This window comes from Novosphingobium lentum NBRC 107847, assembly GCF_001590965.1.
Taxonomy (GTDB): Bacteria; Pseudomonadota; Alphaproteobacteria; order Sphingomonadales; family Sphingomonadaceae; genus Novosphingobium; species Novosphingobium lentum.
The window spans coordinates 64,542-87,292 of sequence record NZ_BCTW01000005.1; the positions used below are offsets into that span (position 1 = coordinate 64,542).

At 65.1% G+C, this 22,751-nt stretch carries 21 protein-coding genes; 11 read left to right on the top strand and 10 right to left on the bottom strand.

What is annotated here, in order from left to right; genetic code table 11:
- Positions 1–2 precede the first annotated feature (2 nt).
- Entirely contained in the window at positions 3–1,259 is a 1,257-nt protein-coding gene (locus NL2_RS05445; RefSeq protein ID WP_068072760.1) for a glycosyltransferase family 4 protein, read from the bottom strand.
- Positions 1,260–1,314: 55 nt separating this feature from the next.
- Complete coding sequence (locus NL2_RS05450; protein ID WP_281190726.1) at positions 1,315–2,604, bottom strand: glycosyltransferase family 4 protein; 1,290 nt, start codon at positions 2,602–2,604, stop codon at positions 1,315–1,317.
- A gap of 61 nt (positions 2,605–2,665) precedes the next feature.
- On the opposite strand from NL2_RS05450, the gene NL2_RS05455 reads away from it, so the two are divergent.
- Positions 2,666–3,718 (top strand): glycosyltransferase family 4 protein, encoded by a 1,053-nt coding sequence (locus NL2_RS05455; RefSeq protein WP_169799472.1) that lies wholly within the window; start codon positions 2,666–2,668, stop codon positions 3,716–3,718.
- On the opposite strand, the gene NL2_RS05460 is transcribed toward NL2_RS05455, so the two are convergent.
- Positions 3,691–4,770 (bottom strand): glycosyltransferase, encoded by a 1,080-nt coding sequence (locus tag NL2_RS05460; RefSeq protein WP_068072764.1) that lies wholly within the window; start codon positions 4,768–4,770, stop codon positions 3,691–3,693. The genes NL2_RS05455 and NL2_RS05460 overlap by 28 nt on opposite strands.
- A gap of 250 nt (positions 4,771–5,020) precedes the next feature.
- On the opposite strand from NL2_RS05460, the gene NL2_RS05465 reads away from it, so the two are divergent.
- Together NL2_RS05465 and NL2_RS05470 are read left to right on the top strand one after the other, a co-directional pair.
- Positions 5,021–6,418: an oligosaccharide flippase family protein gene (locus tag NL2_RS05465; protein ID WP_068072766.1), complete on the top strand. Its 1,398-nt coding sequence runs from the start codon at positions 5,021–5,023 to the stop codon at positions 6,416–6,418.
- Between the two features lie 19 nt (positions 6,419–6,437).
- Entirely contained in the window at positions 6,438–7,535 is a 1,098-nt protein-coding gene (locus tag NL2_RS05470; protein WP_068072768.1) for an acyltransferase family protein, read from the top strand.
- A 27-nt stretch (positions 7,536–7,562) separates the two neighbouring features.
- Here NL2_RS05470 and NL2_RS05475 read toward each other — a convergent pair whose 3' ends face one another.
- Both NL2_RS05475 and NL2_RS05480 read right to left on the bottom strand, forming a co-directional pair.
- Entirely contained in the window at positions 7,563–8,936 is a 1,374-nt protein-coding gene (locus NL2_RS05475; protein WP_157083046.1) for a DUF6418 domain-containing protein, read from the bottom strand.
- Positions 8,937–9,034: 98 nt separating this feature from the next.
- Positions 9,035–10,195, bottom strand: coding sequence for an acyltransferase family protein (locus NL2_RS05480; protein WP_068072775.1), 1,161 nt, complete (start codon positions 10,193–10,195; stop codon positions 9,035–9,037).
- A 131-nt stretch (positions 10,196–10,326) separates the two neighbouring features.
- Between NL2_RS05480 and NL2_RS05485 the strand changes: the two genes are divergently transcribed.
- The gene (locus NL2_RS05485; protein WP_169799473.1) at positions 10,327–11,241 is read left to right on the top strand and encodes a metallophosphoesterase; all 915 of its coding nucleotides are present in this window, start codon (positions 10,327–10,329) and stop codon (positions 11,239–11,241) included.
- Positions 11,242–11,303: 62 nt separating this feature from the next.
- Here the strand turns inward: NL2_RS05485 and NL2_RS21385 are convergent, their stop codons facing one another.
- The 3 genes from NL2_RS21385 to NL2_RS05500 all read right to left on the bottom strand — a co-directional run bounded on the left by NL2_RS21385 (position 11,304) and on the right by NL2_RS05500 (position 14,738).
- Positions 11,304–12,395 (bottom strand): acyltransferase family protein, encoded by a 1,092-nt coding sequence (locus NL2_RS21385; RefSeq protein WP_068072784.1) that lies wholly within the window; start codon positions 12,393–12,395, stop codon positions 11,304–11,306.
- Positions 12,392–14,029, bottom strand: a complete 1,638-nt coding sequence (locus tag NL2_RS21390) for a hypothetical protein (protein ID WP_068072786.1) — start codon at positions 14,027–14,029, stop codon at positions 12,392–12,394. The genes NL2_RS21385 and NL2_RS21390 overlap by 4 nt, the downstream gene beginning before the upstream one ends.
- 139 nt (positions 14,030–14,168) lie before the next feature.
- Positions 14,169–14,738 (bottom strand): polysaccharide biosynthesis/export family protein, encoded by a 570-nt coding sequence (locus NL2_RS05500; RefSeq protein ID WP_068072788.1) that lies wholly within the window; start codon positions 14,736–14,738, stop codon positions 14,169–14,171.
- A 281-nt stretch (positions 14,739–15,019) separates the two neighbouring features.
- Between NL2_RS05500 and NL2_RS05505 the strand changes: the two genes are divergently transcribed.
- The 4 genes from NL2_RS05505 (at position 15,020) to NL2_RS05520 (ending at position 19,531) form a co-directional block, all read left to right on the top strand.
- Positions 15,020–16,264 (top strand): outer membrane beta-barrel protein, encoded by a 1,245-nt coding sequence (locus NL2_RS05505; protein WP_169799474.1) that lies wholly within the window; start codon positions 15,020–15,022, stop codon positions 16,262–16,264.
- Between the two features lie 110 nt (positions 16,265–16,374).
- Positions 16,375–18,576 carry a GumC family protein gene (locus NL2_RS05510; protein ID WP_169799475.1) on the top strand — a complete coding sequence of 734 codons (2,202 nt, stop codon included), beginning with the start codon at positions 16,375–16,377 and terminating at the stop codon, positions 18,574–18,576.
- A gap of 89 nt (positions 18,577–18,665) precedes the next feature.
- A complete protein-coding gene (locus NL2_RS05515) occupies positions 18,666–19,061 on the top strand; it encodes a hypothetical protein (RefSeq protein WP_157083047.1) in 396 nt (131 codons plus the stop codon).
- Between the two features lie 227 nt (positions 19,062–19,288).
- Positions 19,289–19,531 (top strand): XrtV sorting system accessory protein, encoded by a 243-nt coding sequence (locus NL2_RS05520; RefSeq protein ID WP_068072794.1) that lies wholly within the window; start codon positions 19,289–19,291, stop codon positions 19,529–19,531.
- Positions 19,532–19,624: 93 nt separating this feature from the next.
- Here NL2_RS05520 and NL2_RS05525 read toward each other — a convergent pair whose 3' ends face one another.
- Complete coding sequence (locus NL2_RS05525) at positions 19,625–19,921, bottom strand: hypothetical protein (RefSeq protein WP_068072796.1); 297 nt, start codon at positions 19,919–19,921, stop codon at positions 19,625–19,627.
- A gap of 411 nt (positions 19,922–20,332) precedes the next feature.
- On the opposite strand from NL2_RS05525, the gene NL2_RS05530 reads away from it, so the two are divergent.
- Positions 20,333–20,863: an FxDxF family PEP-CTERM protein gene (locus tag NL2_RS05530; protein ID WP_169799476.1), complete on the top strand. Its 531-nt coding sequence runs from the start codon at positions 20,333–20,335 to the stop codon at positions 20,861–20,863.
- A 71-nt stretch (positions 20,864–20,934) separates the two neighbouring features.
- On the top strand, positions 20,935–21,624 hold the full coding sequence (locus NL2_RS05535; RefSeq protein WP_281190733.1) for a sugar transferase: 690 nt from the start codon (positions 20,935–20,937) through the stop codon (positions 21,622–21,624).
- Between the two features lie 203 nt (positions 21,625–21,827).
- Here NL2_RS05535 and NL2_RS05540 read toward each other — a convergent pair whose 3' ends face one another.
- Positions 21,828–22,274, bottom strand: a complete 447-nt coding sequence (locus tag NL2_RS05540; RefSeq protein WP_068072800.1) for an ATP-binding protein — start codon at positions 22,272–22,274, stop codon at positions 21,828–21,830.
- An 81-nt stretch (positions 22,275–22,355) separates the two neighbouring features.
- Between NL2_RS05540 and NL2_RS05545 the strand changes: the two genes are divergently transcribed.
- A complete protein-coding gene (locus NL2_RS05545; RefSeq protein WP_245647579.1) occupies positions 22,356–22,748 on the top strand; it encodes a FecR family protein in 393 nt (130 codons plus the stop codon).
- Positions 22,749–22,751: the final 3 nt, after the last annotated feature.

The window sequence follows — 22,751 nt, forward strand, 5'->3', positions numbered from 1 at the left end:
CGTCAGTGGGCCGCGCCGGCGTACGCAGTGCCGTTCGCGCTGGGGTTCGCATTGGGGTTCGATCCGGCGCGCGCGCCGATCACGTCGCGATAGAAATCGAGATAGCGCGACGCCACGATGGCAGGCTGCGTTTCGCGCAGGACGTGGCCGAATTCGGCCTTGCCCGGCAGGGCATCGCGGCCCGCGTTCAGCGCATGCTGCATCCGCAGCGCCAGGTCCGCCGCGTTCCCGCCGTCGAACAGCCAGGCCGGATTGTCGTGCCCGATCAGGTCGGGAATCCCGCCCGATCGCGCGCCGATGGCGGGCACGCCCATGGCATAGGATTCCAGGATGGTGCGCGGTAGCGGTTCGGCCCAGATCGACGGGGCGATCATCACGTCGATGCCTTCGAAGAACGCCTTGGGATCGACGAACCCGGGAAATTCGACCGCGAGGCCCGCCGCCCGATCGACAAACGGCTGGATCGCGTTGTTGGCCTTGCCCGCCACGATCACGCGCCAGTTGCCGGGCGCGAGCAGGCGTGCGGCGTCGATCAGCGTACCGACGCCCTTTTCCTCGTTGATCCGGCCGAGATAGCCGAAGGTGAACGGCGCGCCGTCGCGCGAAGGCCGGACATAGCCCTGGCCCGCGCCATCGACCACCGCCGGGTTCCAGATCACGCGCTGCAAGCGCGAAGGAAGGTGGTCGAAAAAGCCGGCGCGCCGGTGGATGTCGAGCGTTTCCTGGCCGACTGCGGCAACCCCTTCGGTCAAGCGGTGGCGACCGACCTTGCTGAAGGTCATCACCTTGCATTTCAGCCCGCAGCCGCCGCCGTCATGGTACATCGATCCATCGGCGCACAGCAGGTCGTAGTCGCGCAAGGTGTGCAGGATCGGCAGATGGCGTTGCGCGGCGGCCTGCCACACCGTGGTCGATACATCGACCATCGAATGGGTGTGGACGATATCGGGCCGGAAATCGTCGATCACCCGGCCGAAATGATCGCGCAGCCGGGTGTTGAACTGTTGCGCGAACTTGCGCCAGCCGCGTTCCAGCTTGCTGTGCTGCGGCCATTCCTCCGCCCAGAAACTGGTTTCGTGCGGCATGCGATAGACGGTCACGTCGTGGCGCGATTGCTTTTCGAACGGGCCGGGCGTCGTGCAGGCCGCGGCCACGTCGTGCCCCAGCGCGACTTGCGCTTCGGCGAGCATCGCCACCGATTTTTCGGCCCCGCCCAGGATGTGCGGCGGGTAAAGCATGCTGAGATGCAGAACGCGCATCGAAAAATCCTGCCTTGAAGCGACTGCAATGCGAATCAATAACGCTGCACGAAATCTATGCTGCACTTGCGAGAAGTTGCTCGTAGTACACAATATATCGCGCGGCCACGATATTCGGCTGGAGTTCTTGCAGAAGGCGATTTGTTGAGTTCAAAATGGATGCATTTTGGGTCGTGTCTGCCTCGATCGCGCGGATCATGGTGGCGGCCAGTGCCGCAACATCGCCGGGTACTACGGTCCAGCCGGGATCGACCCGCGCCACGAACTGCCCGATCACGCCTTGCGTGGTGCCGATCACCCGGCATCCGGCGGCGTAGGCTTCCAGCGTGGTGAGGCCGAACGGCTCGTCCCACAGCGGCAAGCAGACCAGCGTGTCGATCCCGGCGAGGAAAGATGCGGCATCGACCTGCCCGGCAAACGTGATCGGCAGGCCGTGCGCCAGGCTTTCGAACCGCGCGCGGTCGGGGCCTTCGCCGGCAATGGTCAGCGACCAGCCTTGCGCGGGCAGCAACCGGCACGCGGCGATCAGCGCCGCAACGCCTTTTTCCTCCACCACCCGGCCAAGGTAGCCGAACCTGAACGCCGCACCGGGTTGGCGCCCGGTGCGCGGCGCGGTCGGCGCATCGAACCGCACCGGGTTCCACGCGACGTGCCGTCGTTCGGGCGGCAGATGCGTGAACAGGCCATGCTCAAGATGCTTGTCGAGCACCGTCTGCGACACCGCCGCGACCAGATCGATGCTGCGATGCGGCCCGTGCTTGGCGGCGGACAGCACCCGGCATGCAAGGTGGCGCGGTTCGCACTTGCGCCCGTCCTTGAACAACGCGGCGCGCACGCACAGCAGGTCGTAATCGTGCAGGGTGTGGACGATCGGGATGCCGCGCCGTCGCGCCACATCCCACACGCTGGCGGGCAGTTCGACCATCGAGTGCGTGTGCAGCACATCGGGGCGGACATCGTCGAGCAGCGCGCCGAACTGCCCGGCGGTGCGGAAATTGAAGATCGTCGCGACCTTGTTGGCCAGCCGGACGGGCGCGGGATAGTTCGCGCTGTCCGCGATCCACAGCGGATTGCGCGAGGGCAGGGGCCGTGTCGCCACGCCCGCGCGATGGCCTGCCGGTTGCGGTTCGCGCGTCAGCGATGTGGCAAACACCTCATGGCCCGCAGCAGCCTGTGCCTGCGCCACCATGGCCGCCACTTTTTCCGCACCGCCGATAGATGCCGGCGGGTAAAGCGAGCTAAGGTGCAATATCCGAATCGTAATTAATCCAAATTGGATGGATAAACTATTGGCATTCGACCCGTCACGCCAAATCGATATCGCAATCAACGGGCGATTTCTCACACAGAAACTCAGTGGCGTCCAGCGTTACGGGCGCGAGATCGTCACCGCACTGGATCGGCTGGTGGCCGAAGGACGCGATGGTCTGGATCGGCACCGCTGGCGACTGATCGTGCCGCCGGGATACGATGCCGCGTTCGGCTTGTCGCGGATCGCCATCGAACAGGTGGGAACGCGTGGGGGCCACGTGTGGGAACAGATCGACCTGCCGCGCGCGACGCAAGCTGCGCGACTGGTCAACCTGGGCAATTCCGCGCCGCTGGTGCATCGCGACAAGCTGGTGGTGATCCACGACGCGGCGGTGTTCCGCACTCCGGCCAACTTCGGCTGGCGTTACCGCACGCTGCACAAGGCGCTGGCCCGCCTGACGGCGCTGTCGGCGCGGATCGGCACGGTGTCCGAATTCTCGCGCAGGGAACTGGCCGATGTGCTCGGGCTGCGGCGCGACGCGATTTTCCTGGCGCCCAACGGTTGCGATCACCTGCAGCGCGGCGATCCCGATCCGGACGTGCTCGACGATCTCGGCTTGCGGCCGGGGCGCTATTTCCTGTGCGTGGGCACGCCAGCGCCCAACAAGAACTTGGCGGTCGTGCTGGCCGCGTGGAAGCGGCTCGCGCGCACCGATGCCACGCTGGTGATAGCGGGCTCGCTCGACCGCGGCGTGTTCGGCGGTGCCGCCCCGGACAGCCTGCCCGGGCTGGTCGTGGCATCGGGCAGGTCGGATGGCGAGATCGCGGCGCTGTATGCCCACGCCACGGCGCTGGTTTTCCCCAGCCTGTACGAAGGGTTCGGCATTCCGCCGCTCGAAGCCATGGCGCGCGGCTGCCCCGCCATCGTTTCGGACATTGCGGTAACACGCGAAGTCTGTGGCGACGCGGCCCGCTACTTCGACCCGCACGACGCCGCCGCGCTGGCAAGCCTGATGCAACAGCACCTTGATGACCCGGCGATGCGCATCGCTCTCGCGCCGCAGGCGGCCCGGCGGGTCGCAGCGTTTACCTGGGAGGAAAGTGCGCGGCGGCTGGCTGCGGCGGTTCTCGCCGATGCGCCGACGCGGGGCAGCCCGACGCCTTCATCGCGGATGGGCGATCAGCGCGCGCGTCCGGGCAGCGGATAGGCGGTATTCGCGCCCAGCTGGCCGCGCAGCCCGTCGCGCACACCGCTGCGGAACGGTTGCAACCGCCGCCACGTCGCGCCGATGCTGCGGGTAAAACGCAGGTCATCGACCAGCACTTTGGCCGCGAACAGCAGCATGTTGGCGTAGAACAAGGGCACAACCGTGCCGCCGTGGTGCCGGTCGAGATACACGTGGTTGCGTGCGGCATAGTACTGGCGGAACCCGTCCGGGCCGGTGCAAGCCCACGCGGATCCCTGCGGCGGCGCGTGATTCCACGATTCATCGCCGTCCTCGATCCGGGCGTCGCCGATCAGATGAATCTTGCATCCATTTTGAATTAATCGCCCGGCGTATTCATGATCGTCGCCGTAGATCACGAAATCCGTGCGCGGCAAGCCGGCGCGCCGCACGGCGTTGGCGGTCACGAACAACCCGCCGTAGGGCGCCGCTGCGATCTCGCGGGTTGGTGCGGGCAACTTTGCGGCTGCCACATGCCCGGCAAGGCGCTGGCGCAGGCGACCGACGCTGGCCATGACATGAAACCCCAGGAACGAGCTGGCATGACGCTCTGCCGACGATCCGTCCGCGAGCAGATCGGCATAGTGCGGCCGGTCCTGCCGGAAGCCGCACAGCACGATGTCGTCGCTGTTGCCCAATTGCGCGAAGCGATCCAGCAGCACCGGCAGATAATCGGGTTCGACAAAGTTGTCGTCGTCCAGAATGGCCAGAAACCTGCAGTCGGATTGGCCGGCGGCCATGGCGATGCCCCTGGCGAAACCCTGCGCCGAGCCCTTGTTGTCCTCGAGCCGCACGATGATGAGGCGCATCTTGCAGTCGAACAGCGATGGTCTGACCGGAACGACGCTGCCGTTGTCGACGATGACGATGCAGCGCAGCCCGGGGAATGCCGCGATGCGTTCGACGCAACCCTGCAGCAGGTTCGAACGGCTGCCGTACGTCACGATCACGCCGCAAATGCCGGTCGCCGCGTCCGGATGCGCAGCCAGCGCGGGCGCGTCCGCGGTGTCGGACGGGAGGGGAGATTGCACCATTTCGGAGTCCTGTACGCCTTGCAAATGGATCCAATCAAATGCACGTTGGCCGTCAGCGTAGATGTGTCCGCAAAAAATACAATGGTATTGATTGTGAGAACAAAGCAGTTTGTACTATAACAATGTGCAACTATATTGCCTTTGAGTAATACAGCGCTCATGCGCTTGCGCAGTGTTGTGCGGGGTTCGCAGATAAACGTTCGTAAACATCGCGCAAAATCGATCGGCTGACATTGTGATATTGAAAAAAATGTCATCGATGGCGGCGGTCAATGCCGTGAGATCGGCGGCGACGCTCGGCATCTCGTTCGTCGTCGCGCGATCGGTCGATTCCGCGCAGTTCGGGCTGGTTTCGTTCGCGATCCCGCTGATGACGTTCATCATGATCATCACCGATCTGGGGTTGATCAGCGCCATCGTGCGCCACCCGGAAATTGACCGGCGGACAGCGGGCGCGGCCTTTGTGTTCTTTGTCGTGGTCGGCATGGCGGGGGGCGCGGCGCTGTTCGCATCGTCCCGATTTTTCGAGACGTCGTTCGGCCTGCCCGGACTGACTTCGGTGCTGAAGGGGTTCGGCTTCGTTGCCGCGTTCACGATCTGGACGTCGGCGCCGCGCGCCTTCCTGGAACGCGCGTTGCGGTACAATGCGATCGCCGGGGTGGAACTGTTTTCGCTGGGTCTGGCGGTTGCGGTCGTGACGTGGTGCATCTTTGAAAACGTGGGAATATATTCGATAATATACTACCAGCTGTGCCTCAATCTTTCGCGGTTCCTGCTGTTTTCCTTCCTCGGCCAAACGTATTTCACCCCGAATTTCGCGTTCAGGATCCTCAAGCCACTGCTGCACGTCGCCGGCTGGGTGCTGATGTCGAACCTGGTGATCTATCTGGCCCGCAACATCGACAACATCCTGGTGGGCCGATATCTCGGCGCTGCCAGCCTGGGGATTTACGGGCTGGCGTATCAGTTCATGACGCTGCCGCTGGTGCTGATCACCTGGCCGGTGAGCGGCGTGCTGCTGTCGTCGCTGCGCAAGATCGGCAGCGATGACGCCAAGAAGAACGCCGTGATCCTCGCGGTGTTCTGCTGCACGTCGGCCATCACTTTCCCGATGATGGCCTTCCTGATCTTCGGCGCGGATTTTCCGATCCAGCGCATTTATTCGTCGCATTGGGATGGGCTGTATTTTGCCGTGGCCGTGCTGGCTCCGGCCGGCGCGCTGCAGTCGATCACCTCGTATTGCGGCACCGTGCTGGTCGATCGCGGCCTGGTCCGCACCAATATGGCGCTGAGCCTGGGCGTGGCCGGAAGCATGGTGGCCAGTTTCGTGTTTTCGGTGCAGTTCGGGCTGGCGGTGATGATGATCACCTATTCGGTCACCTCGCTGGTCGCCAACCTGCTCAACATCGTCGTGATCTCGAAATGGTGCGGGATCGGCCTGTGCGAGATCGGGCGCAGTCTGTTGCCGGGGCTGGTCGCGGCCGGGCTGGGCCTGGCGTTCACGAAATTCTATTTCGGGAATACCGCCGCCGATATCCGGCATTGGCTGCCCGGCGTCGCGGTCTATGCCGCGGTCGTGTTGGTCGTGCTGTGGTCGTTCCGCGCGAAAATCGCCGGCCATATCGCCGTCCTGGGCTCGGACATATGATGCCGCTGGGGATCACGCGATGACCGCAGGCAAAACCCATCTCGGGCGGATACAGGCGCTGCGGTTCTTTGCGTCGTTCGCCGTGCTGTTCGCGCATCTCCAGCGCGAAGTGGGTGAAAATCTGATGCCCGGCGTGCGCTTTGCGCGGTTCACGCTGATCGACGGGGGGATCGGGGTGGACATCTTCTTCGTGATCTCGGGCTTCATCATGTACTACATCGCGGGCGACGATTTCGGCGGCGGCGCGCGCGCCAGCCTGCAGTTCATCCGGCGGCGGCTGATGCGGGTCGCGCCGCTCTATTTCGGCGCGACCGTGCTGGTGCTGCTGGTTGCGCTGACGTCGGGCGAGGTGGTTGCCAGCGGGCCGCTGACGGTTGTCCAGACGGTGGCGTCGTTCCTGTTCATCCCCTGGCCGAACGCATTCGGACAGGTCGTGCCGATCCTGAAGCTGGGCTGGGCCCTGAATTTGCAAGTCTATTTCTACGTCGTGTTCGCCATCGCGCTGGCGTGGCCGCGCCGCACCGGCCTGGCATTGCTGTGCGTCATCTTGGTGCTGATGATGGCCGCTGCACGCATGGTGTCCGGCGTACCCTTGGCGGTTGTGTTCTGGGGGCAGGGCATGGTGGCCGAATTCCTGGCCGGGATCGCCATTGCCATCGCCTATCGCCACGGCTGGCGCGCGGGGTACTGGCAGGGATGGCTGCTGGTGCTGGGCGGACTGACGCTGGCGGCAGGCTTGCGCGCGTCGGGTCTGGCCGGCCACGTCGACCGCGCGGTTTTCGCAGGGATACCCGCCGCGCTGATCTTCGCTGGCGTGGCGGGCCAGCCGTCGCGCGAAGCGGCCGGGCGGTGGCGCGGATGGCTCGATCGGGCGCAGGGGCGCGCCGGCGATGCGTCGTATGCGCTGTATCTTTCGCACCCGTTCAGCATCCGCGCGGCGACGCTGCTGTGGCCTCGGCTGGGATTGCCGGATGCGCCATGGCTGTTCATCGTCGGCGTGATGCTGGTGGCCATCGCGGTGTCGCTGGCGATCAACCGCTGGATCGAACGGCCGCTCGATGTCTGGCTGAGGCAGTGGCGGGCGCAGACCCGGGTCGCCGCATCGGCGCGTACCTGATCGTTTCGCGCCCGCGTCGATCCAGCGTCAGCGGACCTGGCTGCGACCGACCAGCGCCAGCACAAGTTCCACCAGCGCGATGACCGCCAGCCACTTCAGTGCGAACAGGCTCATGAAATTCCATGGCGCGGCTTGGCCCAGTCCGCCCATCACCAGCGTGAAGACGTAAGCCGAGAACAGCGCGCTGAGCACGGACTTGGAACGTATGGCGTAAGCGAGATAGGCGCTGACCAGCGCCATGATCGCGCCGCAGATCGCCATCAGCACCGCCAGTCCTATCCAGCCGAATGCCGCCAGCCCGACCGGGGCCAGCGCAGCGGTGTAGGTAACGCGCCCGGCATTGCGGTGCAGCGAAGCCCGCAGGTAATCGGGCGCATAGCGGTTGGAGAAATAGCTGGGGCCGATCGATTTCTCGACCGCGAACAGATCGACGTTCTTCACCGCAAGCGCGGCAACGGTGTTGTCGACCAGCTGGTTGTCCCAGGCGAGCAACGGCGCGCCGATCCGCGCCTGCAGGTACCACAGCTCGCCCTGCCCGACGATGCGCCCGCCCAGCCGTTCTATCGTGGCGGCGGGGGTCTGCCGGCCGCCATCCGAATAGATGTACCAAGTCACCGCCGAAACGCTCGCGAGCGCCACCGCGGCGATCGCCAGCACCGCCGGGGTCCGCGCGGCCGATCCAGCCCGGCGGCGGGTATAGAGCGCGGGCGCGACGAACCCCATGATCGCCACGATCTGGGTGAAGAACTTGTCGCCGAACAGGAAGTACAGCGCCATCAGCAGCGTGAACGCCACGATCGTCGTCGCCCGCAGAAACGGGCGTGTGGGCAGGCAGAACGTGACCACACCCATGGCGAAGGCCAGCGCGAACTTGAAGTTGAGCGCGTAAAGCGTGACCTTGTCGGCGGCAAAGCGGCGGAACGCGAAACGGTCGCTTCCCTCGATCAGCGGGAAGCCCGAAATCAGTCCGCGACGGATCATCGCCAGCGCGATCACGGCGATGGCCGCCAGAACCAGCAGCGTGGTCGCATCGGCAAACCGTTCGTAGAGCATGGTCAGCGGGCCGGAGCGATGCCGGTCGGCGCCGGCAATCATGCGGAACACCGGCACAAAGGCGATCAGGAACACCGCCGTGTAGATGTTGAGCGCATTCGACCAGAACCCCGGCGTGCCGCCCAGCGCCAGTTCGAACATCGGGAAACCGTGCTCTATCCCCACCAGCGCCAGCATCGTCGAGCCCAGCACCACCATCCAGGGCGAGAGCAGCACCGCGCCCTGGCGTTCGACCCGCGCCAGCAGCGCCACCATCCACACGTAGTTGGCGAGGGCTACATACGACCACGTCGGCGCGACGAACGCCGCAGACAGCGCACAACCGGCCCCGAGCGCGAGGGCCAGCACGGCCGCTTCCAGCTGCCGCGCGCGTGACGTGCGCCATGCGGCCCAGGACGCCCTGCGCGATGGCAAGCGCCGGGGCATCGGCAAGGAATTCGAGGCAGCTACCATTCGGGTGCAATCGCGTTGGTGGGGGAAGGGCTGGGCTGGTGCGCGCGGCGGCGCAGGAGCGCGGTCAGGCGGGTCGAGACCGGTCGCTCCACGATCAGGAACACCGCAATGGCCGCGCCGGCGGCTGCGGCGAACGTGATTGCCAGGAACACCGGCGCCACGCCAGTGGCGATCCGGGGCCAGCGCGCTGCCGCTTTCAGCGCGGTCACGATCACGAACGGGTGGAGCAGGTAGAGCGCGTAGGAGGCGTCGCCCAGCAGCACCAGGCCGCGCGCGACCGGTCCGCGCAAGGCGACCGTACCTGAAATCGTGGCCAGCAGCAGCGTGGCGGCCGGAAGCCCCCAGCCGATCACGCGATAGAATCCGTTCGGCGTCGTCACCGTATGCAGCGCGGTGAACGGGTTCCACGCCAGGCAGCCGATCGCCAGCACGCCGAGCGCCAGGCGCAGCGCGACCGGGAGCGCCGGCTTTCCGGTCAGGTAAGCCCGCGCGATCCACATCCCTGCGACAAATTCCAGCGAGATGGGCTGCGTCCAGAACCGCAGCGGCACCGATGTCGGCGCAAACAGCAGTCCTGCGCCGATCAGCAGGGCGAGCGTTACCGTCACCAGCGCGATGCAGCGCTCGCGGCCTTGCGCGATGAATGTCGCGAACAGCAGGTAGAACATCATCTCGTAATTCAGCGTCCAGCCCAGATCGACGATGGGAAAGGCGAAACCGTCGGCGCGGGCCGTGGTATCGTACGGCACGAACGACAGGCTCGCAGCGATGGCCGGGAGCGACGGCAGCGCATGGTGCCCGCCCGCGACGGTCAGCGCGAGCGCGAGCGCCGTCACGCCCCAGTAGAGCGGGACGATGCGGATCAGCCGCCGCAGCAGGAATTCGCGCGCGCCGTGGCCGGCCCCGAACAGGCGACCGCTGGCCACGACCATGATGAACCCCGAAATCACGAAGAACAGGTCGACCCCGGCGCCGGTGGGGAAGCCCGGCCGGTGAAACTGGCACCCGTGCCCGGCGCAGAACAGCACCAGCCCGCCCATCAGGTGACCCAGCACGACCACGCCCGCCGCCAGCGCCCGCAGCAGCTGGATCGCTTCCAGCTTTTGCGAAGGCCGGGATGCGGGCGGTGCCGGAGTGGCCTGCGGATCGGTCATCGCGCAGAACGTCCGAACTGCGCGGCGGAGACGGCAGATGTGCCGTGGTCGGTCCCGAAGCAACCGGGATGCCCCATCGCCAAAGTCCTGTCTTGGACCTGCCACGCCGAACGTGTAGCCATGCGCCGATGTTGGCAGGCAAGCGGACCATTGCAGCGGTTGGGTTGATCGTGCTGGCCGTTTCGGCCTGCGCGTGGTGGATCGGCCGGCGTGAGGCACAGGCGATTCCGGTGGTCGTGCGCTATGCCGTCGCGCCGCTGGCCGGGCAGTGCCCCCCGCAGGCGCTGCGGATCGCGGTGGTCTCGGATCTCCACGTGTCGCCGCGCACCACGCCGCCGGCGACCATCGCGGCCATGGTCGACACGATCGATCGCCAGCAGCCCGATCTGGTGCTGCTGGCCGGGGACTACCTTGCGCCGTCCTATCGCGACGATCCGATCGATCTGTCCGTCGCGTTCGCCCCGCTGGCGCGGTTGCATCCCCGGCTCGGCACGGTGGCCGTGCTGGGCAACAACGACTGGATCCGCGATCGCGTGGCCATCGGCGCTGCGCTGGAGCGGGTCGGCATCACCGTGCTGCACAACGATGCCATGGTCACGCCCGAAGTCGCGGTGCTCGGCACCGAGGAGCTGATCTCCAACACCGCCAATCCGGTACTGGCCGACGAACGCTACCGGACAAAACTCGCCGAAGGCCACTTGCCGCCGCCCGCGCGCCGGATCTGGCTGGCGCACCAGCCCGCGATGTTCGATCGCATGGGGACCACCGGCGATCTGCTGGTCACCGGCCACACGCATGGTGGGCAATTCCTGCCCTGGCTCTCCCTGCCGCTGGGCCGGGTGTACATGCGCGCGGCGGCGGCACTGGGGTTTCGCGGCGGCTGGCCGGCCGAAAGCTATGTGCGCGGGCTGTACCGCCATGGCACCAAGCGCATGCTGGTGACGTCCGGCGTCGGCACCAGCGGACCGCCGGTCCGGCTGGGCGTTCCGCCCGAGATCGCCGTGATCGACATGCCGGCCTGCCAGGGTGGCGCCCCATCCCGTTGAGAGCGGCCGTCCCGCCGGGCCGGGCCGGGCGACAAGGTCCGCAAAAGCTGCCGCGCGTGCCATCATGCGCCCAGCACGCGCTGGCGCACGACCTTGCCCCAGCGGTTGGCCGGCGCTTCCACCAGGTGCTGGACCAGGGCCGCCACCGCAATCGCGCCAAGCGGGATCGCCAGCACGACGAACACGGCATCGAACGGTGCCGCAATCCTGGTCGCGGCGGCCACGGCAATGACAAGGCACAGCGGATGGAACAAGTACAGCGAGTAGCTGATCTTGCCCAGGAACCGGGTCTCGGGCGTGGCCACGGCCGGGCGTGATCGCAGCAGCAGGAACAGCGCGAGACCGGCGTAAAGCCCGGTGACATCGGCAATCATCCGCTCGTTGCTGGCGTGCTGGATGAAGCCGACCGAAACGATTGGGCCGGCGGCCAGCAGCACGATCAGCAGGCCGCCGCGATAGCACTGCGTGGCCATCGCACCGTCGCCGCGATCCGACAGTCGCGCCAGCGTGCCCAGATGCATCATCGCCAGGAACACGAACAGGCCGATCGGGGGTTCGTGGGCCAGTCCGGCCTGCCGCGCGCCGGCCGAGAGCGAACCCAGCAGGCACAGGACGATCACCACCGCCAGCAGGTAGCGTGGCGATTCGAGGCACTTGGCCGTGAACGCGAGGAAACACAGGCCATAGAACACCAGTTCGTAAAACAGGGTCCAGTAGACACCGATCAGATTGGGCTGGTGCAGCACCGCCTGGATCATCGTGATATTGGCCGCGATCATGGCAGGCGGAGGGCGCTGGCTGCCGAGGATGAGCGCGATCAGGATGGCCCCGGCGATCGAGACCCAATACGCCGGATACAGCCTGAAGAACCGGGCGATCACGAACGATCGCAACGGGTTGCGGTGCGAAAAGCTGAACGGGATGACGTACCCGCTCACCAGGAAGAACGCGACCACGCCGATCCGCCCGAAATTGCAATATTCGACCACCACCGCAGATACGCCGGCGCGCACCGCGCTCGATCCGGGCAGCAGCCGGATCGCTTCTTCCAGTGAATGGCCCATGACGACCGACAGCGCCGCGATGCCGCGAATGGCATCGACGCTGACCAGCCGGTTCGCAGCGGGTTGCGGTCGGTCGGGCTCGGCGCTCATGGCGCCTTGATCCCGGCCCCGGCGGCGGCGACCGCGACCGGCTCCATCGCGACCATGTGCCAGCGGTGGCCGTCGCAAAACGCCAGCGCGGGCTTGCCGTCGCCGCCATCGCGCAGCACGACGGTGGCGTTGGGCATGGTCGATGCGGCGGGGAGCGTCGATAGCGACCAGACCCGGCGCAACGGCGCGACCGCCACGTATGGCTGCACCGTCGGGGCGATGTCCCAGCGCCAGTTGCGCACGCCCGGGCCATCGCACAGCACCGCGCCGGTGCACCCCGCGCCCACGCGCATATGCACCGATTGCGCGCCGTTCTGGGTGATGGAGAACTGCAGGTCCTTGCCTTGGTCCACCACGATTCCGGTGGTGACCGGGCCCAGCGCGCCGGCGATGATGCACATCCGGGGCGGGCGCGGCACGGCATCCTGCGGCGATGCGGAAAACCGCAGCGCGGCGATGTTTTCGCCGCGCGATCCATTGAGGTCCATGCCCCGGATATCGAGGTTGGCGATCGAGCCGCGCACAGTCACCAGATCCTCGCTCGCCCCTTCGACGAACATCCCGGTGATCGCAATGTAGCGCATGTCCTGATGCGCGTTGCGGTTTTCCAGCACCACTGCGCGCCCCGCCGAGTAGATCACCAGCAAGTCGGTGATGCTCAGGTTGTTGCTGGCATCGTCGGCCGGGCGATAGCCGTCGCTCGACAGTTCGAACGCGGGCAGCCCGGCGCCCGCGTTTCCACAGCGGCGCACCTGCAGGCGATCGATGCGGCTTTCGCGCAGCAGCGAAACCGGCGGCGACCGGCGCGACAGGCCCGAGGCAAAGCCACGCCCCTTGATATGGCGCACTTCCACGTCCGAGATGAACAGGTTGTCGTTGCGTTCGTACAGCACAATGCCGTTCTGCGGGCGCAGTGCCGACCGGCTGCCCGACAGGGTGAAGCCGCCGAGCGTCACCCCGGTCGACTGGCCTTGCGGCATCGCCACCACGGCGGCGTGCGGTCCGATCTCGGTCGGGTCCTTGCCCAGCCAGGTTTCGACCATGCTGATCGCATCGCCGCTCGCGCCCGGATCGAACATCAGCCAGGTCTTGAGCGAACCCGCGCCGACCAGCGCCATCGCGCAGGTGATCGGCGGCAGCGCATTGCCCAGCCGGTATTTGCGCGCCGACAGCACGACGCAGCCTGTCAACTGCATCGCGATCCGCATCGCCTCGCCGATCGCGGCGCTGTCGTCCGCGCCGGTGAAGCGGGCGCTGCCACCATCGACCGTGACCGTGCAATTGCCTTCCGCGCCCAGCACTTCGGGCCGGATCGCGCGCAATTCGTCCTCGCATAGCACGAAGCGCCGGCCATTGGCGCTCTGGAGCGCGGGCAGGTCGCCCGCGCGGCTGGCATTCGCGACATACAGCGCGCCGCCCAGGCCCGGGATGTGATGCCCGCCGGTGCGGATCATGGTGACGCTATCCGGCACGTGCACCCGGGCAAAGTCCACGGCCACGGGCACATCCATGATCGCGCCCGCCCGCGGTGCTTCGGTCGGCGGCGTGGCACAGGCCGCCCCTGCCGACCACAACGCCAGCGTCGAGGACCCGCTCGCGGCGAGGACGGTCCTGCGATCGACCGGAGCGCTCATCGCCGCTGACAATGCCGCACGCGGTCGCACCGCATATTGCCGCCATTTTGGATAGAACGCTGCGCCGACCGGGTCTGACGCCGTGGCCGAGAACCGGCGATCGCTTTGCCGATCCCGGCGTCGAGGCGTTCGCGCGTGATCAGAAGTGCCGTTCGGCGATCCGGATGGTGTCGCCCGGATTGACCGCGCTGCCCGGGGCCATCTCGTATTCCACTTCCTTGTCCTCGCCCCAGTGCGTGATCAGCGCGGAGCCGTGGCGTGCGCGGTAGGTATAGCCTTTGGCCGTGGCGATCGCCTGGCGCACGCTGAGCCCGGGGATGAACGGATACTGGCCCGGTGCGTTGACCTCGCCCAGGATGAAGAACGGGCGGTAGTTGAGGATTTCCACCGCCACGCGGGGGTTGATGAAGAATCCGCCTTGCGTGAAATCGGCGGCGATCGCGTCCTGCAATTCCTGCACGGTGCGGCCTTTGGCCATGATCGCACCGATCAGCGGAAGCGCCAGTCGGCCGTCCCCGCCGACGTGGTATTCCCCGCTCAGCTTGTCTTCGCCATAGATGATGACCCGCAGCCCGTCGCCACCATCGAGCCGGTAGTCGATCGCCTGCGACACCGACGGCGCGGGCACCGTGGTGTGCGCGGCACAGGCCGAAAGCCCAACCAGCAGACCGGCGGCGAACAGCAAGCGAAAGCAGGTTTTGTGGTTCATCGCCAACTCATCCCTCGAAACGGGCAAAAAATACAGGGCAATACTTAATCCATTTTGGAGTAATCGAGTTGTCAAGCGATACGGTTCGAAATTAACTCCATTTTGGAACTAATGAATCCACCATATCCGAATCATTTTTTCCAAGTACAGGATTTTTTGACGAAATGGAGGAAAAGTTACTGCAATTTTTGTGTTGCCAACCGGATGCGAATCTTTAAGCTTCGACTATGAATTTTCGCGTGATCGGGGTCCTGCATGTTTGCTGCGTTGCCATTGCGTCGATGAACGGTGCGTCCGCATCCGCCCAGACGGTGACGGCGTCGTCGTCGATCGGCACGGCGTTCGACCGGAACCGGACCGTGGCGGTGGGCGACAGGGTGCAGCCGGGATACGAACCGTTGGGTATTCAGGCCGGAAGCTTCACCATCCAGCCCAAGCTGGCTGCCAGGCTGTTGCTCAGCGACAATATCCTGGCCGATGCGGTGGCCCCCAAAGCCGATGCGGTGGCCGAACTTTCACCCTCGTTCCTCGCCTCCTCGAACTGGTCGCGCCACGCGATAAGCCTGGCAGGGTCGGTCACTGCGGCGCGCCATGCGCGGATCACGCAGGAAAACAGCCAGTCGTTCAATGTCCAAGCGCAAGGACGGTTCGATGCGGGCGGTAATCTGTCGATCCAGGGGTTCGGCGGCTATTTGCGCCAGATCCAGAACCGGTTCGATCCCGGCGCGCTGCGCGGCACGGCAAGTCCGGTGTCGTTCGATCTTTCGTCCGCCGGGGTGGGCGTGACCTGGCAGCCCAACCGCACCCGGTTCAGCGCCGAAGCGCGAACCGCGAAAATCGCTTATGCCGACGTCGCGCTGGCCAACGGCTTGACGGTGCAATCGCTGGGGCTCGATCGCCGGCAGAACCAGTACCAGCTGCGCGGCGAATATGCCGTCACGGCCGATCTTGCCGTGCTGGTGCAGGCCCGGTTGACCGATCTTCGCTATGTTTCGCCAGTCGCCGGCTCCGGTCTCGATCGCAGCAGCCGCAAGGCCGAATTCCTCGCGGGCATCAATTTCGAATTCACCGATTTCCTGCGTGGCGAATTCGCGGTCGGGTATGTCGGGCAGAATTACCGGTCGCCGGCCTTTACCGATTTCGGCGGCTTCGGCGGCCGCGTCCGGCTGCAGTATTTCCCCAGCGGCCTCACCACGGTCCGTCTCGATGCCTCGCGCACGGTGGAGGAGGCGGGCAACCCGGCCTCGCCCAGTTACGTCCGCAGTGTGGTCGGCTTGCACGTCGATCACGAACTCTATCGCAACCTGGTGATTTCGGCGGGCGCGGAATACTCCCGCAACCGCTTCGACCAGCCGGTCCGAACCGATCGGCGAACCGATTTGTCGCTCGGCGCAGTCTATCGCTGCAACCGGCACCTGTCGGTGGTGTCCGGTTTTCGTCGCCTGCATATTGCCGTCAGCGACGTCGCCACGCGACGCGCGCTGACGATCGACTCGATAACTGCGGGACTGTCGTTTGAACCTTGATCGCGCACGCAAGCCGGCCTGTGCCGACGATGCTGTGCCGACGGGGCGAGCGCGGAGATCCGCACCGCATTTCCGGCCCGCGGAAGGGGCCGGCCAAAGGGGCCCAACACTTGTCCAGTGATCTAGCAGCAGGAAATGTCCCGGGAACCGGCGCAGGACGCGATGTCGATCCGGCCACCGGCCACCGCGCCCTGATCGCGTCGGACTTCGGCCACGGCGGTCGGCAGGGCGCCTACGGGCAGCCCGGATCGGGCAGCCTCGACGGTTCGCGGCTCGCCGGGTTCGTGCGGCAGAACGCGCTGCTGTTCGCGGGCATCATGATCGTCGTGCTCGGGCTCGCCGCACTGTACACCATGCGCCAGACGCCGGTCTACGAGACCAAGGCGAGCGTGATGCTCGACCAGCGCAAGAAGCAGGTGGTGCAGGGCCAGGAGGAAGTGGTGTCGCAACTTCCCTCCGATTCGAGCGTGGTCGATACCGAAGTCCAGATCCTGTCGTCGTCGGGCATGGCCTACCAGGTGGCGCGCAAGGCCCGGCTGCTTGCCGATGTCCCCGTCGAACGCATGACGCGATCGCAGCAGGAGCAGGCGAGTGCCGCGATCCGCGACATCCTTGAGCATCGTTCGATCGCCCGCGTGGGCCTGACTTATCTGATCGAGATCCAGTATTCCGCCGCCGATCCCGAGGTGGCGCAACGCATGGCCAATCTTTACGCCCGCGCCTACCTCGATTCGCAGGTGGCGGTGCGCGCGCAGGAAAACGAGCGCGTCCAGGCGCATCTCCAGGATGAAATCGGCCGGTTGCGGGGGCAAGTGAAGGCCGCCGATGAAGCCGTGGCATCGTACAAGGCACAAGCCGGGCTCAACGGCAACACGGCCGCCGGCACGCTCACCGAACAGGAAATTTCCAGCTACAACCAGACGCTTGCTGTCGCACGGGCACAATCCGCCGAAGATTCGCAGCGGTTGGCCGCAGCCCGGTCGCAGATTGCGCGCGGGGTCGATCGGCTGGGCGATCTCAATGCATCGGGCATGCAGCAACTGCGCACCCAGCAGGTCGCGGCCAGCGCCCTGGTTGCGCAGCTCGCCAGCCGCTACGGACCCAACCATCCCGATCTGATCACCGCGCGCCAACAGCTTGCGGATATCAACCGCAGCATCGGCGGCGAGGGCAATCGCGTGCTGGCGTCGCTGCAGGCGCAGTCGCAAGCGTCCGCCGGCCGGGCCGCCCAGATCGAGGCCAAACTCAACGCAACCCAGGGCGAACTGGCGCGCGCGGATCGGGACTCGGTGCGGCTGCGCGAACTGCAAAGCCAGCTGGCGGCACCGCAGGCCTTGCTCGATGCCTACATGGCGCGGTTTTCGCAGATTTCCACGCAGATCGGGACCGAACAGCCCGATGCGCGGATCACCTCGCTCGCCCCGCTGCCCGACGAACCCTCGAGCCCGAGCTGGCGGCTCAACCTCGCGCTCGCCACGGGCCTGGGGCTGATCCTGTTCCTGATCGTCGCGCTGCTCAAGCAGGTGTTTTCGGTGGGCGTGGGATCGCCCGAAGAAGTCGAGGGCATGTTCGGGACCGAGTTCCTGGCCGCGATCCCGCGCGTGCGCGGCGCGGACGACATGGCGCTGATCAACCAGGTCGTCGAAACCCCGACGTCGGCCTATTCCGAAGGCCTTCGCGCGCTTTCGGCCAGCATCTTCGTCGGAACCCATGCCTATCCCAAGGTGGTCTCGATCACCTCGGCGCAGGCGGCGGAAGGCAAGACGACCACCGCGATCGCGCTGGGCCGAAGCCTGGCCTTGCGCGGGCGGCGGGTGTTGATCGTCGATTGCGACCTGCAAAGTCCCACGTTCCATTCGCGCTACGGCATCGGTCATGGCGGGCCGGGGCTGGTGCAGGCGATGCAGGGCGCGGTCGGGCTGGGCGACTGCCTGGTGCCCGACGGGATGACGCAGGCAAGCTTTCTCGTCGTCGGAGACGACATCGCCCCCGGCCAATCGTTCGACCACGATGCGCTGGTGCGGTTCATCGCCGATGCGCGCGCGGCGTTCGATGTGGTGCTGCTCGATCTGCCGCCGGTGCTGCAGGTGGCGGACGCCCGCGTGATCGCCGCCGCGTCCGATGCCACGGTGCTGCTGACGCGCTGGAAGCACACGTCGCGCCAGGCGATCGAATATGCGCTGAGCACATTGTCGCGCGCGGGCGCGACCGTTCTGGGTGTCGTGCTGACCGAAGTGCCGGCCAGCAGCGAGATGATGATGGGTGGCTACAACGAGAACGCCAACGCACGGCTGATCCCGGCCGCAGCCTGACGGGTGGGTACCACGCCGATCGCTTTATTACGTCCTTAATCCCCTTCGCTTAATCAGGTCGCCGGGTACTAAAAAAGGAACCGGGTCGCGTGAATTGGGACGTTGGCACACATGTGCCGGCCGGATCGTTGCCGGCCGCTTCGGCAATGCTGTCGGTCAATCTGGCGATGGCCGTGATGCTATGCGCGTGCCTGGTCCTGCGGCGGTCGCTGGGGGCTTGGCCGGGCTGGATCGCGGCGTTCAGCTTTGCCGTGCTGACCGAGATCGCCTGGAACCGGCAGGGCGTGGCGCCGGCCGCGCTGCCGGGTAGCTTTGCCGCCATCATGTTCGCGCCGACGGTGCTGCTGGTGCTTGCCCGGCGGCAGCTGGTGCCAGGGTTGCGCCGCGGGCAGATGACCGAAAGCCAACGCCGCCAATGGCTGATGCGCCACGCCCTGTCGTCTGAAACCGACAGATCCATCGGCAACGCGATCGACCGGCGCTGATGTTCGACACCTGCGGCACCCGAGCCTCGCGTTGCAATCGACTGTTGCGGTAAATCTCCAAAACCGTTCCATCTGTGGTTACGGGTCCGCAACATTGTTGTGTATCACTGCGTGCGTAGCACGCCGGTACTGCAAGTTTTGACAACACAAGTTTTGGCATTGCTAGTTTTGGCATCGCTAGTTTTGGAATCGCGAGTTTTGGTGGCGCGCACTCTGCGGGGGTGTCGATGAAATCGGTTTTCGATTGGCTGACGGTTGCGATCTTCATCGGTATTGCGCTGATTTATTTGCAGCGTTCTGTCGGGGATCGGCCCGCCCATGATGCCGTGTGGAAGTATCTGCCGGCGGCGGGGGGCTGCATGCTGGCCAACTATGTCGGCAATTCCGGCATGCCCATGGTGGCTACCACAATGATGCTGGCGGTCCTGATCTACGTCTGGCTGGTGATCCGTCCGCTCGAACGGGCATGATCGGCGGTGATAGGGCAGTCGCTTGGAGGCCAAGGGCGTGAGCAGCGGTTGCTGGAGAGGCAGTGCCCGGGCCGCCCGGTCGCGAATCGGGCTCTACCGCAACAGCACGAACACCAGCAGCCACAGCATCGAAGACACCGCTGCGCCGTGGATGATCGCGCGCGCGGTGGACAGCTGTCCGTAAATGGCCGGAACCAGACCATCAAGATCCCAGCTCCCGGTTCTCGCGTTCGAGCCGCGACGCCACAAGTCCGTGATGTTCTTATCCATCATGTTCAAGCATCCCGTATTCTTATATTTGCAACATTCGTACACGACCTCGGCACGAATTTCAACAGTGCGCAGCATTCGGTAACGATCAGTATCCGATCCGATCTTGCGGTCGATCATCAGGATCCGGTTCGGGCAGCGAAAAACCTGTCATGGATTTCCAGCATAACCGTTTATTTTCGGGAAAAATCGTCGAAAATGTGTGCCAGAAAGTACATCGAATTTGGATCATTCTATTCCAGACCGGGAATTATGCAGGATAATCGATAGTATGTCCCATGCGTCAGTATCGCCGTTTCTGGATCATGTATAAGATAATACGTGAAATTTAATGACCAGCACTGCGTGGAAATACCTGCCTATGGGGAGGCAGAATCAATTAATCCAAAATGGAGTAATGTATCAGAAAGAATCCAGGTGACATTGTTTACTATGTTGCGTTGCACAAGGAAGTATGGAATCCTTAATCATTGGTATCCGGTTGCTGATTCGTGCATGAGATATCATTGTAATCTGGATAAGGATCGAACTATGCGGATACATCGCCATTTGCTTCCGGCCGCCATTGCTTTGGCAGCTTCGGTTTCGGCAGTACCGGCACATGCCACCAATTTCACGTTTTCCGGGGCAGGGTTTGCTTCGATCACCGATGGGACCGGCGCTTTCCTGGATGTCGCCATCCCCAAGGGTCTGTTTTCCGATACGCTCACGTTTACGGTTCCGTCGACCGGGATTGCCGATCTGGTCATCGGTGTGACCACGTCCGTAAAGGGCCTTTCGAGCCTGGTCGCGACGTTTAACGGAACGCCTTTCACTTTCGTTCCGGGCGCTCAGAACACGGCGTCCGCCAGCTTGTCCACACCGGTTGCCAGCGGGTTGCAACAACTCGTGATCAGCGGTGTGTCGGGCGGCAACGGATCGTTGTCCGGAACCGTGGCATTCTCCGCCGTTCCTGAAATCGCGACCTGGCTGATGATGATCGCGGGGATCGGCCTGACCGGCGCTGCCTTGCGCCGCCGGCCGCGCTACCGGATGGGCGAGACGAAGCTGGCCTACTCCTGATTTCGACGTCGCTCCGTCCTGGTGGACGGGGCGACACGTTGTCGCGCGCATGTTTTCAAATCGGAACCTTCATGCAATTCCAGCCGGGATCATCCCGTTCCTTTGAGGCGATCTCATCGCGAGTGCCGGACCAAATCGTCCGCTCGCGTTCGGACGCGGCCATGACGCGTGCCTTCGATCTGGCTCTGGCTATCCTCGCGCTGGCGATACTGGCACCGTTGCTGTGCATTATCGTCGTGGTGGTGAAGCTCACGTCGAAAGGCCCGGTGTTCTTCGCGCATCGGAGGATCGGCGCTGGGGGCAAGTCGTTCCCGTGCTTCAAATTCCGCTCGATGGTGTCGAATTCGGCCGAGGTGCTCGAACGCCATTTGCAGGACAATGCGCAGGCGCGGCAGGAATGGGCGCAGGACCGCAAGCTGCGCAACGATCCTCGGGTCACGGCGGTCGGCCGCCTGCTGCGTCGCACCAGCATCGATGAACTGCCGCAACTGCTGAACGTGCTGCGCGGCGAAATGAGCATGGTCGGTCCCAGGCCGATCACCGCCGATGAAATCGCGAAATACCGGCAGTATTTTTCGGTCTACATCAGCGTCAAGCCAGGCATCACGGGCCTGTGGCAGATCAGCGGCCGGAACGACACGACGTACCGGCGGCGCATCGCGCTCGATACGGCCTACGCGCGCTCGCGCACGGTCGGACTGGACATCGCCATCGTGCTGCGGACATTTCCGGCCGTGCTGTTCGGAACCGGGTGCTACTGATCGTAGGCGCGCTCGCTGTCTGCCGGATGAAAGCGTCGCTCCGGTTTTGAGCCGCATCGGTGGAGCAAGCCGCCCCATCGGGCACGCGGGCCTGCACGCGATCGGGCCAATGAGCTCGGCCAGCATCACTCAGGCCAGCATCACTCAGGCCAATAGCGCTCAGGCCAATAGCGCTCAGGCCAAGATAACTCGGACGCTGGGAATCAGGCGGGTGATGCCGGTCGCGGGTGCAGCCGTAACACCAGCCGATTGATGCCTCCCGCGCTGTCGTAAGCGACAATGTCGGACCATGCCTTCACCAGTGCAAGGCCAACGCCGCCGCCGCGATCGGGGTTGGGCAGGGCGTGCGGCTCGACCGTGCGCGGATCGAACGCGGCACTGTCATCTTCCAGCGTGATAACAAGGCCATCCGGCAGGCCATCCGACCCGTGGCCCAGATGCAGGGTCAGCGTCACGTCGCGGTCCGGCGCGGCATGATCGATCACGTTGGTCGCCACTTCCTCAACGATGATTGCCAGCCGCGAGGTCATGGCGGCGTCCAGTTTGCGGACGGCGGCAAACTGGTGCGTGGCCACCAGCGCGGGATACAACGTCGCGCCGGGGTCATCTCCGGCCCGATGGCACAGCGAAATTGTTATGCCCTTGGCCATGTCGATGGTATGCCATAGTGCTTCGGCCAGCGGAGAAAAACTTTGCGCCCAGCACTCATAGTCATCGTTGTTTCGGGTCTGTTGACCGCTGCTCCCGCTCTTGCCGAAATCGGCAGGGTCAAGAGCAGCGTCGGCATGGCCTCGGTCGATCGCGGCGGCCGTCACCTGCCGGTGACGCCGGGCGTGCAGCTCGAACCGGGCGACGTGCTGGTGACGGGGCGCGACGGGCGCATGGGCATCGCCTTCATCGACGAGACGCGCATGGCGGTCGGGCCCAACAGCCGGATCGCATTGACCAATTTCCAGTATGACCGGACGCGGCAAACCGGGTCGTTCCTGACCAGCGTCGATCGCGGATCGCTCGGAGTGGTGTCGGGGCGGATCGCCAAGTCGGGGCGCGATGCAATGAAAGTGCGCACGCCCACCTCGATGCTGGGGGTGCGCGGCACGCGGTTCGTGGTCGAGGTTCACTGAGCC

Coding starts and splice junctions, on each gene's coding strand:
- NL2_RS05445 (WP_068072760.1), bottom strand. CDS start 1,259: ATGCGCGTTCTGCATCTCAGCATGCTTTACCCGCCGCACATCCTGGGC.
- NL2_RS05460 (WP_068072764.1), bottom strand. CDS start 4,770: ATGGTGCAATCTCCCCTCCCGTCCGACACCGCGGACGCGCCCGCGCTG.
- NL2_RS05465 (WP_068072766.1), top strand. CDS start 5,021: ATGTCATCGATGGCGGCGGTCAATGCCGTGAGATCGGCGGCGACGCTC.
- NL2_RS05470 (WP_068072768.1), top strand. CDS start 6,438: ATGACCGCAGGCAAAACCCATCTCGGGCGGATACAGGCGCTGCGGTTC.
- NL2_RS05480 (WP_068072775.1), bottom strand. CDS start 10,195: ATGACCGATCCGCAGGCCACTCCGGCACCGCCCGCATCCCGGCCTTCG.
- NL2_RS21385 (WP_068072784.1), bottom strand. CDS start 12,395: ATGAGCGCCGAGCCCGACCGACCGCAACCCGCTGCGAACCGGCTGGTC.
- NL2_RS21390 (WP_068072786.1), bottom strand. CDS start 14,029: ATGAGCGCTCCGGTCGATCGCAGGACCGTCCTCGCCGCGAGCGGGTCC.
- NL2_RS05500 (WP_068072788.1), bottom strand. CDS start 14,738: ATGAACCACAAAACCTGCTTTCGCTTGCTGTTCGCCGCCGGTCTGCTG.
- NL2_RS05505 (WP_169799474.1), top strand. CDS start 15,020: ATGAACGGTGCGTCCGCATCCGCCCAGACGGTGACGGCGTCGTCGTCG.
- NL2_RS05520 (WP_068072794.1), top strand. CDS start 19,289: ATGAAATCGGTTTTCGATTGGCTGACGGTTGCGATCTTCATCGGTATT.
- NL2_RS05525 (WP_068072796.1), bottom strand. CDS start 19,921: ATGATCGACCGCAAGATCGGATCGGATACTGATCGTTACCGAATGCTG.
- NL2_RS05530 (WP_169799476.1), top strand. CDS start 20,333: ATGCGGATACATCGCCATTTGCTTCCGGCCGCCATTGCTTTGGCAGCT.
- NL2_RS05535 (WP_281190733.1), top strand. CDS start 20,935: ATGCAATTCCAGCCGGGATCATCCCGTTCCTTTGAGGCGATCTCATCG.
- NL2_RS05540 (WP_068072800.1), bottom strand. CDS start 22,274: ATGGCCAAGGGCATAACAATTTCGCTGTGCCATCGGGCCGGAGATGAC.